The organism is Microbacterium sp. S1037 (assembly GCF_048381605.1).
Lineage (GTDB): Bacteria > Actinomycetota > Actinomycetes > Actinomycetales > Microbacteriaceae > Microbacterium > Microbacterium testaceum_B.
The window spans coordinates 903,097-919,943 of record NZ_JBLWIG010000001.1; the positions used below are offsets into that span (position 1 = coordinate 903,097).

Annotated in this window: 13 protein-coding genes; 6 read left to right on the plus strand and 7 right to left on the minus strand. The window is 70.2% G+C overall.

All coding sequences use genetic code 11. The features are described from left to right. Nucleotides 1-92: 92 nt before the first annotated feature. The 5 genes from ACMW4R_RS04000 to ACMW4R_RS04020 all read left to right on the plus strand — a co-directional run bounded on the left by ACMW4R_RS04000 (nt 93) and on the right by ACMW4R_RS04020 (nt 5,242). The gene (locus ACMW4R_RS04000) at nt 93-1,691 is read left to right on the plus strand and encodes an RICIN domain-containing protein (RefSeq protein ID WP_418299214.1); all 1,599 of its coding nucleotides are present in this window, start codon (nt 93-95) and stop codon (nt 1,689-1,691) included. A 75-nt stretch (nt 1,692-1,766) separates the two neighbouring features. Then, nucleotides 1,767-3,011, plus strand: coding sequence for a wax ester/triacylglycerol synthase domain-containing protein (locus tag ACMW4R_RS04005; protein ID WP_058596455.1), 1,245 nt, complete (start codon nt 1,767-1,769; stop codon nt 3,009-3,011). 238 nt (nt 3,012-3,249) lie between these two features. Next, entirely contained in the window at nt 3,250-3,852 is a 603-nt protein-coding gene (locus ACMW4R_RS04010; protein WP_058596456.1) for a hypothetical protein, read from the plus strand. A 65-nt stretch (nt 3,853-3,917) separates the two neighbouring features. Next, a complete protein-coding gene (locus ACMW4R_RS04015; RefSeq protein ID WP_418299215.1) occupies nt 3,918-4,661 on the plus strand; it encodes a YcnI family protein in 744 nt (247 codons plus the stop codon). Nucleotides 4,662-4,669: 8 nt separating this feature from the next. Then, the gene (locus ACMW4R_RS04020) at nt 4,670-5,242 is read left to right on the plus strand and encodes a copper resistance CopC family protein (protein WP_418299216.1); all 573 of its coding nucleotides are present in this window, start codon (nt 4,670-4,672) and stop codon (nt 5,240-5,242) included. A gap of 817 nt (nt 5,243-6,059) precedes the next feature. Here ACMW4R_RS04020 and ACMW4R_RS04025 read toward each other — a convergent pair. From ACMW4R_RS04025 to ACMW4R_RS04055, 7 genes are all read right to left on the minus strand, one after another. Further along, on the minus strand, nt 6,060-6,932 hold the full coding sequence (locus ACMW4R_RS04025; protein ID WP_058596484.1) for a neutral zinc metallopeptidase: 873 nt from the start codon (nt 6,930-6,932) through the stop codon (nt 6,060-6,062). 64 nt (nt 6,933-6,996) lie between these two features. Then, nucleotides 6,997-7,518, minus strand: coding sequence for a hypothetical protein (locus ACMW4R_RS04030; protein WP_418299217.1), 522 nt, complete (start codon nt 7,516-7,518; stop codon nt 6,997-6,999). A gap of 44 nt (nt 7,519-7,562) precedes the next feature. Next, nucleotides 7,563-8,597 (minus strand): LacI family DNA-binding transcriptional regulator, encoded by a 1,035-nt coding sequence (locus tag ACMW4R_RS04035; protein WP_418299218.1) that lies wholly within the window; start codon nt 8,595-8,597, stop codon nt 7,563-7,565. A 29-nt stretch (nt 8,598-8,626) separates the two neighbouring features. Next, complete coding sequence (locus ACMW4R_RS04040; RefSeq protein WP_418299219.1) at nt 8,627-9,496, minus strand: carbohydrate ABC transporter permease; 870 nt, start codon at nt 9,494-9,496, stop codon at nt 8,627-8,629. Next, nucleotides 9,493-10,431, minus strand: a complete 939-nt coding sequence (locus ACMW4R_RS04045) for a carbohydrate ABC transporter permease (protein WP_418299220.1) — start codon at nt 10,429-10,431, stop codon at nt 9,493-9,495. Before ACMW4R_RS04045 ends, ACMW4R_RS04040 begins: the two co-directional genes overlap by 4 nt. Nucleotides 10,432-10,487: 56 nt before the next feature. After that, the gene (locus ACMW4R_RS04050) at nt 10,488-11,804 is read right to left on the minus strand and encodes an ABC transporter substrate-binding protein (protein WP_058613283.1); all 1,317 of its coding nucleotides are present in this window, start codon (nt 11,802-11,804) and stop codon (nt 10,488-10,490) included. 23 nt (nt 11,805-11,827) lie between these two features. After that, a complete protein-coding gene (locus ACMW4R_RS04055; protein ID WP_418299221.1) occupies nt 11,828-13,984 on the minus strand; it encodes a glycoside hydrolase family 36 protein in 2,157 nt (718 codons plus the stop codon). Nucleotides 13,985-14,127: 143 nt separating this feature from the next. Between ACMW4R_RS04055 and ACMW4R_RS04060 the strand changes: the two genes are divergently transcribed. Further along, complete coding sequence (locus ACMW4R_RS04060; RefSeq protein ID WP_418299222.1) at nt 14,128-16,839, plus strand: hypothetical protein; 2,712 nt, start codon at nt 14,128-14,130, stop codon at nt 16,837-16,839. The last annotated feature ends 8 nt before the right edge of the window (nt 16,840-16,847 follow it).

Here is a 16,847-nt window from a genome sequence, read left to right on the forward strand (position 1 = left end):
AACGCAAGATCGCACAGGCCGCCGATAGCTTTCGGCTATTACCCGCATTCGCCGGTCTGCGCGTCGCGCCGGTCGGCAGCCCGAAGGAAACCATGAAACGTACATCCTGGGCCGCGCTCGCGAGCGCGGCCGCTTTCTCGGTGATCGCGGCGGGGGCGTTGATCGCTCCGCCCGCTTTCGCCGTTCCTGCCTCGTCGACCGACGACGTCGTCGAATTCGACCAGGGCACTGCCTACGTCCTCACGAATGTCGCCACCGGTCTCGTCGCCGGCATTCCCGGGAACACGAAGCACGAGGGCGCTCTGCTGAAGCAGACCGCCGACAAGGGCACAGCCAACCAGCAGTGGTACCTGCGTCCCGCGGGCGGCGACCTGTTCACCGTGGTCAACGTCAACAGCGGACTCGTGCTCGACCGCTTCCTCGACGACAAGCGCGGAACCGCCGTCGGCCAGTGGACCGCCAACGGTCAGACCAATCAGCAGTGGACCTTCGAGGCCGTCGGCGACGACACATACGAGATCCGCGTCAAAGACACCGGACAGGTGCTCGAGGTCGGCGCCAACGCCGACGAGGCGGCCGGGGTCACCGTGGGCACCGATGAGTCGAAGCCGACGCAGCGGTGGCGTTTCACCGCCCTCGACCGGGTCTCGGTCACCCCCACCCCGGCGGTCGCGGCCAACGGTTCCGGCTGGTTCACGGCTCCCGTCTCGCTGACCTTCCCCTCGTCGAGCAACGGCGTGACCGTGCAGACGCGCGTGCAGGGCACCGACACCTGGTCTTCGACGCAGCCCGTGCGGGTGAGCGCTGAGGGAACCACCGTCATCGAGTACCGCGCCGTGCGCAATGGCTCTGTCGCGGCGGGTTCGCGGGGCACCACGACGGTCAAGATCGACACCGTCGGCCCGGTGGCGTCGGCGACGACGAGCCCGGCGTCGGGCACGGTCGCTGCGGGTGGCACGGCGACGGCGACCTTCACGGCCACCGACGCCACCTCGGGCGTCGACCACATCGAGTACTCCACCGACGGCGGAGCCACCTGGGTGCGCGGATCGAGCATCTCGTTCACCGACCCCGGCACGCACGACGTGAAGTACCGCGCGGTCGACGTGGCCGGAAACGTCGGCGCGACGACGTCGCTCTCGCTCACCGTGCAGGCGCCCGTCGTCGCGCAGAAGGCGACGCCGTCGATCACCTCGGCCGACACGACCCCGCTCGGGTACCAGAAGGACGTGTACGTCACCCTCGTCGCGCCGCGGGCCGGACAGAAGATCCAGTACCGCCTGTACGGCAGCGACTGGAAGAACTACACGACGCCGGTCAAGGTCGCCCGTAACGGCATCTCGACGCTCGACTACCGCCTGGTCGCGTCGGGCAAGCCCGTCGCCGGGTCGGAGGCGAGCCTCACGATCAAGGTCGACAAGGTCGTGCCCGCGGCCACGGCCACGCGCAACGCCGCGAGCGGCATCGGCACGCCGAGCAAGCCCATCTCGGTCTCGTTCGTCGCGAAGGACCTCCACTCGGGCGTCAGCAAGGTCGAGTACCGCGTGAACTCCGGCGCGTGGATCACGGCATCCGGGACCCCCGTCGTGTTCGACAAGGTCGGTTCGTACACGGTCCAGTACCGCGTGACCGACGTCGCGGGCAACGTCTCGTCGGTGCGTTCGGTGCCGGTGACGATCAAGACGAAGTAACCCGCTCGTCTCCGCGCCCGGTCTCTCGAATGGGGGCCGGGCGCGGAGGCGTTCCGGGCCGCTACCGTTGGGCGCATGGGGGAGCCACTGTCGGCCGCGGATGCGCGCATCCTCGCGCTCGAGTCCGATGTCGTGCGCGGGCACGCGCTCAAGCTGCTCGTGCTCGACCCGGGCGAGGCGCTCGACCTCGACGCGGTGCGCGCGAGCGTCGCCGCCCGCCTTCCGGCTTTTCCCCGCGGCCGGCACGTCGTGGTCGACGAGGACGGGGGCCCCGCGTGGGTCGATGCCGGCGAGGTGGATCTCGCGCACCACGTCCGCCGACGTCCCGCCGCCGACCCCGCCGCGCTGCGCGCCACCGTCGGACAACTCATGTCGGAGCCCCTCGACCGCGCCCGACCGCTCTGGACCATCGACCTCATCGGTCCCCTCGCCGACGGACGCGAAGCCCTCGCGATCCGCCTCCACCACGCCGTCGCCGACGGGCTCACGGCCGTGCGCTTCCTCGAGTCGGTCGTGCTCGAACCGCACGATGCTCCGGCGCACGAGGTCGGCATCCGCGATCCCGAGGCCCGGCCCTCGAGGTGGAGCGAATGGGAACGGATGCCACTGACCCTGGCCCGCGAACTCGGTCACCCGGGGTCCCACTCGCCGTTCGACCGCCCGATCACGGCGCACCGCGCTCTGGCGTTCGTCGACGTGCCGCTGGCCGAGGCGCGCGCCGTGGGCGCCGCGCGGCCGGAGCACGCGACGGTCAACGACGTCCTCCTCGCCGTGATCGCGGGTGCGCTCCGGCGCCGTCTGCTGCATCACGGCCACGTCCCGCGCTTGAACGCCCAGGTGCCGGTGAGCCTCCACGAACGCGGCGAGGACGCCGCGGCATCCGGAAACCGTGATTCGTTCGTCGACGTCGGCCTCCACCTGCATGAGGGCGACGACGCACGGCGGCTTGACCTCATCAGCGCCGACACCCGCGCCCGCAAGCACGGCCACGACGCCCGCGCCCTCGACGAGCTGTTCCACGCCCTCGCCGCCGCGGGCCCCGTGGGGGCGGCGCTCCGCGGTCTCGCGGACGATCCGCGCGAGTTCGCGCTTGCGGTGTCGAACGTCCCGGGTCCGCGAGTGGCGGTCTCGGTCGGCGGCCGCCGCGTCGCGCATGTCTACACCTCGTCGGAGCCCGGCCCGCGGCACGCGTTGCGGGTGGCCGCGATCTCGAACGACCGCTGGCTCGGCATCGGGTTCTGCGTGGACCCCGAGGCGGTCCCCGACGTCGAGCTGCTCGCCGACGCCGCGCACGATGCCTGGGAGGCGCTGCGCGCGTGAGCCGCGGCGCGCGCGCCGCGTGGGGCGGGTCGTCGTGCGGCGAGCCGTCCCGCGGAGTCCGCGGGCGAAACGCCGAGTGGCGGCATCCGGTGTCGGTGTGTCGTGCTCGAACTCCGCGTGACGGTACGGTCCACGGCCGCCTCGGAATGACCGATCGACCCCGGACGTCTCTCGACGCCGTGGCACTTCCCGCACCGGGGTCGCCCGCCCCGCCTAGGCTGGGCGCGGGAGGAGTCGCATGTCGTCGAGAGCGGGGCGCGCGCAGCGCGTCGGTCGGGGGATCGCCGCGGCCGCCGTCGCGACGTTCATCGCGACCGTCTCGCACTCCTCGGTCGGCGCCGAACTCCCTCCCGCGCTGAACGTCGCCCTCGCTCTCTCCCTCGCGGCCCCGGTGTGCGTCCTGCTGGCCGGGCGCACGGCGTCGTGGTGGCGTCTGTCGCTCGCGGTGGTGCTGAGCCAGGCGTTGTTCCACGGCATCCTGGCCCTCGACCTGCGCGGAGACGGTGTCGTCGCAACGGGCGGGCATCACGGGATGCCGGTGGTGCTCCTCGATGCCACCGGATCGAGCCACGCGGTCGTCGCGCACGGGTCGCACTCGCCGTGGATGTGGGTGGCCCACGCTTTCGCCGCGGCCGTCACGATCCTCGCGATCGGTCGAGGCGAGCGCGCCGTGCAGGTCATCGCGCGGTTCTTCCACGCCGCGCTCGCCGTGCTGCGGCCCTTCCGCGGGCTCCCCCCGCTGGCGGACGACGTACGCGCAGCGCCCGAGCCGCTCCTGCTCACGACGGCGATGACCGTGCTGTCGGCGATGAGGCATCGAGGTCCGCCGCTCGCGGCGTGACACCTCGACACCTCATCCTCGCGCGACGCGAGTCGCTCGCGCGCGCCTTCGCAGAAAGCAGCATCATGTCTCGTTCTCCCTTCCTTCGCCGTGCCCTCGTGGGCCTCGCGGCGGGCGCCGTCCTCGCGATCGGCGTACCGCTCGCGGCATCCGCTCACGTCACCGTCAACCCGAACACCGCGACCCCCGGCAGCTACGCCACGGTCAACTTCCGCGTTCCGACCGAGTCGGAGACGGCCTCCACCGTCAAGCTCGAGGTGAGCCTGCCGACCGACACGCCGCTGAGCGCGGTGCTCGTCCAGCCCGTCCCGGGTTGGACCGCCACCGTCGAGAAGGGCGCACTGCCCGCGCCCGTCGAGGCGAACGGCAACACCGTCACCGACGCGCCGTTGAAGATCGTCTGGCAGGCCGACCCGGGCGTCGGGATCGGTCAGGACCAGTTCCAGATCTTCTCGGCCGTCCTCGGACCCGTGCCCGACGTCGGACACCTCGTCCTGCCGGCGGTGCAGACCTACTCCGACGGGTCCGTCGTCGACTGGGCGGCGACCCCCGACCAGGTCGCGGCCGACTCCTCGCTCGAGCCCGCGCCGGTGCTCTACGTCAACGACACCCCGCCGACCGGTGAGCACAGCCACAGCACCGCCTCGGCCGCCCCGTCGTCAGCGGACCACGACATGGATGCCACGGCATCCGGTTCGTCGTCGGGCTCGGGGACGGCGCTCGGTCTGAGCATCGCCGCCCTCGTCGTCGCGGCGATCGGTGCGGTGCTGGGCGCTCTCGCCTTCGCCCGTCGCCCGAAGCGCGGCTGAGCGTGCGCGTGTCGAAGGCCCTCGCGCGGACCGTCGCAGTCGTGGCGATCGCGCTGGGCGCCGTGCTCGGCGGGGCCCAGGCCGCCTCGGCGCACGACAGCCTCGAGTCGACGTCGCCCGCCGCGGGCACGACCGTCTCGTCGCTGTCGGAGGTGTCGCTCGACTTCAGCGCCAACCTGCTCGGGTACGACGGCGGCAACATCGTCATCGTGCTCGGACCGGACGGGCAGCACTACGAGACCGACTGCGTGACCCTGTCGGGGCCGACCCTCACGGTTCCGGTGGCTCTGGGCGCTGCCGGGGAGTACCAGGTGGAGTGGCGCGCGGTCTCGTCCGACGGCCACCCCATCTCGGGGTCGTACTCGTTCACCTCCACGGAGACGGGTTCGTCGACGGGCCTCGCGCAGTCGCCCTGCGCCGACGCGGCCGGCGCGGGGCAGGCCACGGCCCCCGCGACCGAGACGCCCGCGAGCGGAGCACCGTCGGGACTGACCCTGGGTCTCGTGATCGGCGGCGTGGTCGTCGTGCTCGTGGGTGTGCTGGTCGTGATCATCCTCCGGACGCGTTCGCGCGAGGAGTGACGCAGCGCCGCGGTGCCACCGTCTCGCGGAAGCGGGGTGGTGGTGCCGCGGTGGCGGCTGCCATTGAGCGGGTGGCTTGGTGGCGGGTGCGGTGCTGCGGGCGCCGGGCGCGGGTGGCCCGTACCCTCAGGCGGAGTCCGTGGTGGACACGCCGGGGCGCGGCATCCTGAACCGGCGTGTCGCGCGCGAACTCCGCACCACGGTCTCGGGCGCTGAGCCGTCGGGCGGAGTCGGGCGCGGGTGGTGTGTGCCGTCAGGCGGAGTCGGTTGCGGCCGGCGCGTACCGTCAGGCGGAGTCGGTGGTGGACACGCCGGGGCGCGGCATCCTGGATCGGCGTGTCGCGTGTGAACTCCGCGGGACGGTCTTGGGCGCTGAGCCGTCAGGCGGAGTCGGCCGCGGGTGGTGTGTGCCGTCAGGCGGAGTCGGTTGCGGCCGGCGCGTACCGTCAGGCGGAGTCGGTGGTGGACACGCCGGGGCGCGGCATCCTGGATCGGCGTGTCGCGTGTGAACTCCGCGGGACGGTCTCGGGCGCTGTGCCGTCAGGCGGAGTCCAGCCGCCGTCGGCGGGTGTCGCGCCCGCGCGGCGGTGCGGTCGGCCCGTACCCTCAGGCGGATTCGGAGCCCCTCGGACCGTACCCTCGGGGGGAGTCGGTGGTGGACACGCCGGGGCGCGGCATCCTGAACCGGCGTGTCGCACATGAACTCCGCCGGACGGCCCGGCGCGTGCGCCCCGCCGGACGGCCCGGCGCGTGCGCGCCCCGCACGACGGCCCGGTGCACGCGCGGCCGGACGAACGGGCGGGCCGGATGCCGCGACCTACAGGTCCTGCCCCGCCACCGCGAACGTGTCGCAGGCGTTCACGCCGCCCTCGCGTCCGGCGTCGAACCAGCGCTGGCGCTGCTCGCTCGATCCGTGCGTCCAGCTCTCGGGGTTGATGCCGCGACCGGACTCCGCCTGGATGTGGTCGTCGCCCACCGCAGCGGCCGCCGCGAGGGCGTCACTGATCTGCTGCGGCGTCGGCGGCTCGAGGTACGGCGTGCCGTTCTCGTCGACCTGCTCGCCGGCCGCGGCAACCCAGGCGCCGGCGAAGCAATCGGCCTGCAACTCCGTGCGCACGCCGTTGCTGTCGGGGCCGGTGCCGTTGTTCGGGTACTGCTCCATGACCCCCGTGAGGTTCTGCACGTGGTGGCCGTACTCGTGGGCGAGCACGTACAGCTGCGCGAGCGGACCGGCGGTCGTGTCGTACTGCTCGCGCAGGATCGCGAAGAACGTCGGGTCGACGTACACCGTCTCGTCGGGCGGGCAGTAGAAGGGGCCGGTGGCGTTCGAGGCCGTGCCGCACGAGGTCCCCGTGGACTGGTCGACGATGATCAGCTGCGGTTCGCGGTAGCCGTCGAGTCGTTCCTGCCAGAACTGATCGATGTTGAGGGATGCCGCCGCCAACCGGCACGAGTCGTCGCTGTTCGCGTCGGCTCCGGTCTCGCAGTTGGCGATCGCTTCTCCGCCGGTCTCCGGGCCGGCGGCTGTTCCCCCGCCGATCAGGCCGGTGAGATCCGTGCCGGTGAACAAAGAGAACAGCAGCACGACGATTCCGCCGAGGCCCACTGCCCCGCCACCCACCGCGGCGACGGTGCCGCCCCGGCGCTTCGCTGAATTGCCCCCGACGCGGGCGTTGTCGTTGAACGTCACGACCGTCACGGTACGCGCGCGGGCGCGTTCGGACACCGGCCTTGCGCGCGGGCCCCCGAGCGGTTCAGCGCTGCGAGATCGGGTGCGTCTCGACCTCGAACTGCCCGAACGGCAGCGGCGACCACACCGAGAACGCGCTCCAGTCGTCGATCCGGAGCGTCATGATCGCCCACCATCCGACCACCAAGCCGGTCAGAGCCACGACGACGATGACCATGCGGGCGTTGTTCAGGATCCGCAGCGCGTGATCGACGTCGGTCGCGCGCCCGAGGACGCGCGTCAGCGCCGTCACCACGATGATCGCGAGGATCGCGAAGACGAGCGGGCTCGGGCTCATCGTCACCGTGCCGCAGATCGGCTCGATGTCGGTCGGCTTCCCGTCCGCGCCGATGTACCCCTCGCCGTCGCTCGCCAGGCCCCCGGAGCAGCTTTCGTGCGTCCCGTGCACGAACATCCCGAGGATCGCGGCCGCGACGACGCCCCAGATGACGAGAGAGCGGATGCCGGCGATGATCGGGGCTCCGGGCAGGAGCCCGTCGCGGTCATCGTCGGCGGTGATCTGGGCGTCCCTCTGCGTCGCGCTCATCCCTCCACCCTTGCAGGCGAGGCGCGAGGCGTCGAGAGGGTACGTCAGACGATCCGACGAATCGCGGCGTCGGCGGGCGGCGGGGCGGTGCTCTCGCGCACGACCAACTGCGGGCGCTCGGACGAGAAGCGGCGCCCCGTCTCCCCGGCGATCTCGTTCAGCAGGAGCTGGAGTCCGCGACGGCCGAGGCCGGCGAAGTCCTGATCGACCGTGGTGAGCGGGGGCGTCCAGAGCGAGGCGAGCGGGTGGTCGTCGAACCCGGCGACGGAGATGTCATCGGGAACACGGCGACCGGATGCCACGATCCCGCGGATCACGCCCATCGCGATCTCGTCGTTTCCGCAGAACACCGCGGTGACGGTCGGGTCATCGGCGAGACGGCGACCGATCTCGATCCCGGAACGGGGGTCCCAGGATGCGTCGCTCAGCGGGGGAACGACGGCTCCGCGACGCTTCAGCGCCCGGCGCCATCCGGTCGTTCGGCCGTCCTCCCGGCGCGACGGCGGAACCCGTACGTGGTGCACGGTCGCGTGACCGAGATCCAGCAGGTGGTCGGTGAGCTCCTCCGCGGCGCGGGACTCATCGAGCACCGCCTGGCGAAGCCCGGGCTCACGGACTCCCGAGAGGGCGACCACCGGCAGTGAGGGGGGGATGCGGTGGAGAGCGGCGACCCCGGGAGGGTCGAACTTCAGGACGCAGACCCCGGCCAGCGGCTGCGACAGCGTCGCCGCGATCGCGCGGTCGATCTCGTCGTCGTCTGTGCTCTCGACCACGGTGATCATCACCGTGTAGTCCCCGGCCCGCGCGGCCTCCTCGATCCCGCGGATCGTCTCGGCGTAGCCGTACTGCGACGTGTCCCCCGCGATCACGGCGATCACCTGTGCCTTGCGGGACGCCAGCACACGGGCCGCGGCGCTCGGCCGGAAGCCGAGCGCCGCGATGGCCGCCTCGACGGCCTCGCGTTTGGCGGGGCTCACCTTCGCGGCGCCGGTCAGCACGCGCGAGACCGTCGGTACCGACACCCCGGCGCGCGCCGCCACGTCGGCGATCGTGGCCGGTTTGGTGCGGGAGGGGTCCATTGCGCTCCGTCTGTGCGCGGCACCCGCCCTCATTTGACGGCGCCGCTGGTGATGCCCGAGATGATCTTGCGCTGCGCCACCATGAACGTGATGAGCAGGGGCAGGCTCATCAGAATGATGTACGCGAAGATCAGATGCCAATTCTGAAGGTACAGACCGGCACTCGCCACCTGGTACAGGTTCAGCGGGAGGGTGTCGAGGCGACCGCCGACGACGAACAGCGCGTAGAAGACGTCGTTCCAGATGTACAGGCAGATGAGGATTGTCGCGGTCGCGAGCACCGGCATGAGCAGCGGCAGGATGATCTTCACGAAGACCCGCACCGGCGAGGCGCCGTCCACGCGCGCCGCTTCCTCCAGCTCGACGGGGATCGTGCGGACGAAGCCCGTGACGAAGAAGATCACGGTCGACATGTACATGCCCATGTACACCCCGATCATGCCGACGGGGGTGCCCGCCAGCCCCAGCTGACGCAGCAGCAGCACGATCGTGACGACGGCCGGGGGTAAGACGATGCCGCTGATCGCGACGGCGTAGACGAAGGCCAGACCCTTCGAGCGACGGCGTCCGAGGATCCAGGCGGCCATGGATCCGAGGACCAGCACGCCCAGCACCGCCGGCACCATCACCAGGACGCTTCCTCCGAAGGCGGCGAGCATACGCCCGTCTCCGATCACGGTCGCGAAGTTGTCGAGCAGGTGCCACTCCGACGGGAGGGCGAGCGAGGGGACGAATGCCTCCGCCTGCGTCTTCGACGCGGTGAGCACGGTGAGCAGGAACGGGATGCCGAGGAGCACCACCGCGACGAGGATCGCCGCCACCGGTTGCACGAAGCGGCCGAGCGGCGAACGCCGCCGGGGGATCCGCTGGACGCGGCCGGTGGTCATGGTCTCGGTCACAGCACGTCCTCCCGCTTGCGCAGAATCCGGATGACGGGGAATGCCAGGATCGCGACCACGAGGAACAGCACGAGGCTCATCGTCGTGGCCTGGGCGAACAGGCCCTGGCCGAATGTCCGGAAGATGAAGATGTTGAGCAGCTCGGTCGTGCCGCCCGGGCCACCGGCCGTCGTGGCCTGCACGATGTCGAAACCGTTCATCGACCCGAGCAGGGCGGTGGCGACGTTGAACGTGACCGCCGGGGCGAGCAGGGGGAACCGGATGGAGCGGAACGTCGCCCACCACCCGGCGCCGTCGAGGCGGGCAGCTTCGAGTACGTCGTCGTTGATGGTCTTGAGGCCGGCGAGGTAGATGAGCATCGACAGGCCCATCCACTTCCACGCGTGGATGAGGGCGACCACCACGATCGTCCAGGTGGTGCTGCCGAGCCAGGCGATGTCGATGTTCTGCCCGGTCACGGCGCTCAGGATGCCGTTGAGCGCGCCGTCGGGCTTGAGCATCGCCTGGAAGATGTAGCCGACGGCGAGGGCTGACATGATCACCGGGACGAAGAACGCCACCCGCAACGCGCGGTTCGTGCGGGTGTCGCGCTCGAGCAGGAGCGCGAGCGCGAGGCCGAAGAGGTTCTGGAAGATCGCCACGAGCACGGCGTAGACGAGCGTCACAGTGAGCGCGTTCACGAGCGAGCCGTTCGAGAACAGCGAGACGAAGTTGTCGGTGCCGATGAAGTCGATCGAGCTCTTGAAGCTCGACCAGTTCGTGAACGCGTAGACGAAGTTGAAGACGGTGGGGACGGCGAAGAACACCACCAGCACCACCAGCGCGGGGATGAGGAACCACAGGGGGTGGTCCTTCGCGTGCCGACCGCGCGGGGTGGGTCCCGCCGACCGCGGCGGCGGCGTGACCGTTCGAGGCCGCTCAAGGGTCGAAGTCATGGGGGTGTTCCTCCCGGAAAGGGGGCGCCGGACCGGAGTCCGGCGCCCCGTGCGGTTCAGAAGCCGGAGGCGCCGATGGCCTTGGCCAGTTCGGCGAACTGCGACTGCGTGGCCTCCGCGACCTGTTCCGGGGTCTTGGTGCCCTGGATCATGTCGCCGAGGTTGAGGTACAGGTCGGGGTTGGCCACGGCGAGCGCCTGCATCGAGCCGACCGAGTCGCCCAGGGACTTGCTGACGTCCAGCAGCGCCTGCGGCACGTCCGAAGACGACTCGACATCCGACTGCAGCGAGACCGTCTTCTGCGCCTGGACGAAGTCGCTGTAGCCGTCGCCGAGCCAGTACGACAGCAGCTGACGCGCGGCGGCCTCGCGCTTGGCATCCCCGGTCTTGAAGGCCACGAGGGCGTTCGACTGGTCGGGGATGAAAGTGCCTACGTTGCCCGAGGGCGAGATCGGGAAGAAGCCGATCTTCTCGTTCAGCTCGGCGGTGTCGGCGAGGGACTGCAGCTGCCCGAAGAACGAGTTCACCTGCACGGCCATGGCGGCCTCGCCCGACAGCAGCGCCGGGCCCTGGTCGTCGAAGGTCGCGGTCTTCAGGTTGGCGTTGAACAGACCCTCCTGGATCAGGCCCTGATAGGTGTCGATCGCGCCCTGGATGGTCGGGTCGGTGAACTTCTCCTTGTTCTCGTTCACGCGCTCCCACAGGCCGTCCTTGGCGGCGTCCGCCAACTGGACCGAGACCCACCACTGCGTGGCCCACGGTGTACCGCCGCCGAAGTCGAAGAACGGGGTCACGCCGGCGGCCTTGAGCTGGCGCGCGTCGGCGAGGAACTCGTCCCAGTTGCCGGGGGTCTTGGTGATGCCGGCCTTCGCGAAGACGTCCTTGTTGTAGTACACGCCCTCGACGGCCGGGGTCGTGATGAGGGCCGCGTAGCGCGTGCCGTTCAGGATGCCGGTGATGTCCTTCAGCTCCGGCGTGTACTTGTCGATGAACGGCGCTCCGTCGAGCGACTGCAGGTTCGTCGAGGCGTTGAGCGCCGTCAGCTGCGAGGCCGTGGGCTGCCAGAACGCGAGGTCGGGCTTGTCGCCCGTCGCCACCTTGGTCTGCACGCTCTGCTCGTACGGGTCGGGGATCGTCACGACGTTCACCGTCGCGCCGGTGGCCGCCTCGAAGCCCTTGATCACGCTGTCGGGGACCTTGTTCGAGTTCTGCGCGGCCCAGATGGTGAGGGTCGTGCCGTCGAGCTTGGTGTCCTGTGCGGGCCAGTCCGCGGGGGCCGCGTTGCCGCCACCGGCGCCCGGGTCCGAGCAGCCGGCCAGGGCGAGTGCTGCGACGGCTGCGACGGCCGTCGCAGCGAAGAACCGCTTCTTCATTGAATTGCTCCTTGTTGGTGTGATCAGTGTGATCCGGTGCGGGCGTCGTCGTCGACCTCGGTGGGTCGATGTGACAGACGCAGGGTGCGCGCGGCGAGACGGGTATCGGTGCCACGCACGTGGAGGGTTCCCGTCGTGGCATCCCAGTCGGTGTGCCAGGCGGGGAGGTCCAGGGGGAAGACCGGGGTCACCTCGACGTCGTGACCGACGAGGTGGGGGAACGACAGGGTGGTCGCGTTCGCGCCACCTCGCCGCCAGATCGAGACGAGGTCGCTCTTCGCGCCGCGCAGACCGAGCGCGAGCCACGCGTCGTCCCAGCGGGGGAGTCCGAGCGGCCAGTGCGGGTGCGCGGTCGCGATCTCGCCGCGCAGGTCCTTCGCGACGGCGATCGCGGTCGCGACGCGCGAGCGCTGCTCGTCGTTCATGCGGTTGAGGTGACCCGAGACGTAGAACCGACCCAGCAGCCCCGTGACGAGGCAGAACGAGGACTCCTCGGCATCCATCTCGGGCTGGGGATAGGCCCAGCTCGCGGCCTGCTCGGGGAGGATCGAGATCGGCGCGCTCGCGGCGATCGGCGGGTACTTGCGGAAGTCCTGCTGGTCCGAGGTCGACTGCATCGCCAGGCGCGAGAGCATCGCGTAGTCCATGCGCATCGCGCCGGAGCTGCAGTTCTCGACGATGAGATCCGGATGCCGATCCAGCACGCCGTCGATCCAGTCCAGGTGCGCGCGATTGTGACGGAGGAGTCCGTCGCCGACGCTGTCGGCGTCGCGGTCGGTCCCGGGTCCGGGGTTGATGTTGTAGTCGATCTTGAAGAACCCGATGCCGAAGTCCGCGACGAGGCGGTCGACGACGGCGTCGAGGTGTGCGCGAGCGGTGGGGTGGCGCAGATCGAGATGGAACCGGTCGTGCTCCACGACGCGTTCGCCGTTCCGCTGGAGGAACGCTTCAACGGGGAGTGCATCGGCGATCGGACTCTGGATGCCGACCACCTCGGGCTCGAGCCAGAGCCCGGCGATCATCCCCTCGGCGTGGATCGCGTCGATCACTTCGCCGAGTCCGCCCGGGAACCGGGTGGTCGACGGCATCCAGGTGCCCACGGAGTCCCACCAGTAGCCCGAGTCGTCGTACCAGCCGGCGTCGATGCAGAACACCTCGGCACCCACCTCGGCCGCGGTGCGGATGAGGGGAAGGAGCTTCTCGGTGGTGGGGTCGCCGTCGAGGGTGTTCATGTAGTCGTTGAAGATCACCGGCATCGCGGTGTTGTCCGGGTGCGTGCGGCGTGTGGCCCGGCGGTGGTCGGTCAGGGCTCCGATCGCGGACACGGCGTCGACACCGAGAGCGAGCGTCACCGGCACGCTCTCGAAGCTCTCTGCCGGGGTGAGGACGCGACTCCACCCGGAGTCGGCGTCCGTGGGTCCGGAGAGCGCGAGGTAGGCGCCGGCGGTGTCCTCGCCGATCTCCCATCGCCACGCGCCGTTGTGCTCGATCTGCCAGGCGAGCGCGAGGGATGCCTCGCGGGATTCCAGGATGCCGGTCGGCAGCTGGTGCGCGGTCGACCAGGTTCCCGTGGAGACGGCTGACAGCGAGCCGCGCGGATTGTGACCGGTGAGGTGCTCGGCGAGGGGAACGAAGTCGGGGCCGCGCAGGGGAGTGCGCGTCCACCGACCCTCGCCGAGCCAGTCATTGGTGCCCGTGAGGCGCTCCCATCCGGCGAGCGCGTCTCCGGAGTGGTCCCGAGCGGTGAATCCGGCCACCCACGACGCGACGGCGCGCAGCACGATGCGACCGTCGCCGACGTTGCTGGCGATCACGCGGCTGGTGACGGCGGCGACTCCGTCGCGCGCGGTCAGTTCGAGGCGCACCTCGAGATCGCCCGAGCGTTCCCGGATCACGAGTCGGCGGACGCCGCCTTCGTCGATCTCGTGGTGGTCGACGTACCGCAGTCGTGCGCCGTGCTCCGTGTGGGCGAGGCGACCGGAGGCGGGGCGATGCCCGGCGTCGGCGGTGAGGATCTCGACCGCGGGGACGCGGTGGACGGGCAAGGTGCGGCCGGCGACGGCGACGGCGACGCACGTGACGGGCGACTCGGCATCCCAGTCGAACGTCAGCGTCACCCGGTCGTTGCCCCACGCCAGGGTGGGCTTCGCGCCGGTGGCTGCGGGTTGCGTCGTCGTCATTCGTCTCTCCGTCGTGTCGAACTGAAGAGGACGCTAGCCGACGTTGAAAGCGTTATCAAGCACGATCTTGAAACCGCTATCAAATCTGGTTACATTTCCTTCGGGCGCAACGCCGCGTCCTCTGATCGATGGAGACACCCCCGATGAGACACCCCCGATGGATCGCCGCGAGCGCGATCGGAGCCGTCGTGCTCGGTACGCTCGCCACTTTCGTTCCCGCCGCGACCCCCGCGACAGCCGCCACCACCGACACCCTGTCCGTTGACTTCGCCGCCACCACCGGCGACTTCCGCGGCGGGGCGTCGGGCACCCTGTACGGCCTCGGCGACGACGGTGCGCCGACCCAGGCGCTGATCAACGGCGCCCACGTCACCAACACCTCGCAGAAGGCGCCGTTCGGCACGCAGCACCCCAGCGGCGACGCGCTCAAGGTCGAGAAGGGATTCTTCGCCAAGAACGGCACGCAGCTCGACATCTACATCCAGGACTACTACCCCGACTGGGCCTACAACGGAGGGAAGCGTCCGGGCGACGACCGGACCTACAACCAGGCGGACGGCACGTACACGAACCAGTCCAACGGCATCTGGGACTACCTCGAGGTCGTGGAGTTCGTCACCGAAGCGGTCGCCACGAAGTCGGCGCACCCGAAGGATTACGTCTTCATCCCGTTCAACGAGCCGGACGGGGGAAACTGGTACGCCGACAACACGTTCTTCGCGCAGCAGTTCCTGCCGGACTGGAAGGCGGCGGTCGAGAAGATCCGCGCGGTGTACGCCCGGCACGGCCTGGGCGACCCGGTCATCGGCGGCCCGGGTGATGCCTCCTGGCATGCCGACCGCACGGCCACCTGGCTCGACTACGCGAAGCAGACGAACACTCTGCCGCAGTTCATGATCTGGCACGAGCTCGGCATCGACAATCTCGCGACCTACCGCTCGCACTACGCCGAGTACCGCAAGCTGGAGGCCGATCGCGGCATCAGCCCGCGCCAGATCAACATCACCGAGTACGGCCTCCTGCGTGACATGGGGGTCCCGGGGCAGCTGATCCAGTGGTTCTCGATGTTCGAGGACACGAAGGTCGACGCGCAGACCGCCTACTGGAACTACGCGGGCAACTTCTCCGACAACTCCGCGCGGCCCAACGGCGCCAACGCGGGGTGGTGGATGTTCAAGTGGTACGGCGACCTGGCCGGGAGCCAGACGGTGAAGGTCACCCCGCCGAAGCTGAACGTCGCCGACACCCTTCAGGGAATCGGCTCGATCGACACCGCCGACAAGAAGGCGACAGTTCTGTACGGAGGGTCGGGCGCCGACACGGTGTCGCTCGCGCTCACCGGTCTGAGCTCGAGTGTGTTCGGCTCGCGCGTCGACGTCGAGGTGCGCGAGGCTCCGCTCTCGGGTGCCGAGGGGCTCGCCGCCACGCCGCGCGTCGTGACCTCTCTCTCGGGCGTGGCCGTGACTAACGGCGCCCTTCAGGTGAACGTGCCGAACTACGACCGGTACGCCGGCTACCAGGTCGTCGTCACCCCGCAGCGGGATGCCGTGCCCTCCACGGCTCAGGTCTGGTCGACGTCCGTGGAAGCGGAGGACACGACGATCACCGGTGCCCGCGTCTACGACCAGTCGCCCACGGGGAACGGCGGATGGATGTTCCTCGCCTCGCACGGTCGCGATGTCGGATCGTTCAACAACGCCTCGGCGAAGGCCGATTGGAGCGTGACCGTTCCGCGGGACGGCACCTACCGCTTCCAGGTCATCGGCGCGACCCCCGGCACGCCGGGCCGCCACGCGCTATTTGTCGACAACGCCAACCCCACGACGGTGCAGTACACCGCCGACCTTGCGCTGAACGACAACAGCAAGTGGAAGTACCGCGGCAGTGCCGAGGTGCAGATCGCCCTGAAGAAGGGCACGCACACGCTGTCGCTGCGCGCGAGCGCCGACGGGTCGACGGTGCTGCCGAACGCCGACATCACTCTCGACAAGTTCGTGCTCACTGACGTCACCGACGGAGAGGCGACCGTGTATCCGGCATCCACGATCCGGCTCGCGGGCGCTGCGGCGCTCACGTACGACGTGTCCGGAAGCCGCGGAGCGGCCAAGATCGGGGCCGATGGTCGGGCCGACGTCTACGCCACGGCCTTCCAGTCCGGGTACTACGACGTCAAGGTCGACTACCGCACGACCGGAGCGTCCGACGTCGCCGTCGATCTGAACGGGCGCCGCGTGGCGTCGGGGACCGCCAGCGCGGCGGGCACCTGGTCGACGACCGCTCGTCTGCACCTGTCGGAGGGCATCAACGAGATCGAGGTGCGCTCGCAGGCGGGTATCGCGCTCACGGCGGTGACCACCACGCGTGTCGCCTCGGCTGACTCCGCCGCCATCAAGGTCGAGGCGGAGTCCGGCACCCGCAACGGCGGGGCGCGCGTGGGGACGTACGACGCTGCGTCCGGGTCGAACGTCTCGGGCGGGAAGTTCGTTGGCAACCTGGGTAACGGGACGGGCAACACGCTCACGATCCCGAGGGCGACCGGCTTCACCACCGCCGGCGACTACGACATCGTCGTGAAGTACGCCAACGCGGAGGTCTCGGGCCGACACGACTACAACCCCCAGGTCGTCGACCGTCGCCTGCAGGTGACCGAGGCGGGCGTGGGGCGCGTGGGCGAGGGCTACTTCCGCTACACCTATGCGTGGAACAGCTTCTGGGAGCGCACGATCCCGGTCACGCTGTCGACGACGAACGGGGCGATCGTGCTGGGCAACGACGGCCCGTGGGCACCCGATGTCGACTACGTGGTCGTCGCTCCCGTGCGCGTCGGGCAGCCGTCGACCGTCAAAATCGGCTGATCGCGCAC

Bases quoted from the DNA above. Each gene is read 5' to 3' on its own strand.
- ACMW4R_RS04045 (WP_418299220.1), bottom strand. From the start codon at position 10,431: ATGACTTCGACCCTTGAGCGGCCTCGAACGGTCACGCCGCCGCCGCGG.
- ACMW4R_RS04015 (WP_418299215.1), top strand. From the start codon at position 3,918: ATGTCTCGTTCTCCCTTCCTTCGCCGTGCCCTCGTGGGCCTCGCGGCG.
- ACMW4R_RS04060 (WP_418299222.1), top strand. From the start codon at position 14,128: ATGAGACACCCCCGATGGATCGCCGCGAGCGCGATCGGAGCCGTCGTG.
- ACMW4R_RS04000 (WP_418299214.1), top strand. From the start codon at position 93: ATGAAACGTACATCCTGGGCCGCGCTCGCGAGCGCGGCCGCTTTCTCG.
- ACMW4R_RS04055 (WP_418299221.1), bottom strand. From the start codon at position 13,984: ATGACGACGACGCAACCCGCAGCCACCGGCGCGAAGCCCACCCTGGCG.
- ACMW4R_RS04010 (WP_058596456.1), top strand. From the start codon at position 3,250: ATGTCGTCGAGAGCGGGGCGCGCGCAGCGCGTCGGTCGGGGGATCGCC.
- ACMW4R_RS04030 (WP_418299217.1), bottom strand. From the start codon at position 7,518: ATGAGCGCGACGCAGAGGGACGCCCAGATCACCGCCGACGATGACCGC.
- ACMW4R_RS04050 (WP_058613283.1), bottom strand. From the start codon at position 11,804: ATGAAGAAGCGGTTCTTCGCTGCGACGGCCGTCGCAGCCGTCGCAGCA.
- ACMW4R_RS04035 (WP_418299218.1), bottom strand. From the start codon at position 8,597: ATGGACCCCTCCCGCACCAAACCGGCCACGATCGCCGACGTGGCGGCG.
- ACMW4R_RS04005 (WP_058596455.1), top strand. From the start codon at position 1,767: ATGGGGGAGCCACTGTCGGCCGCGGATGCGCGCATCCTCGCGCTCGAG.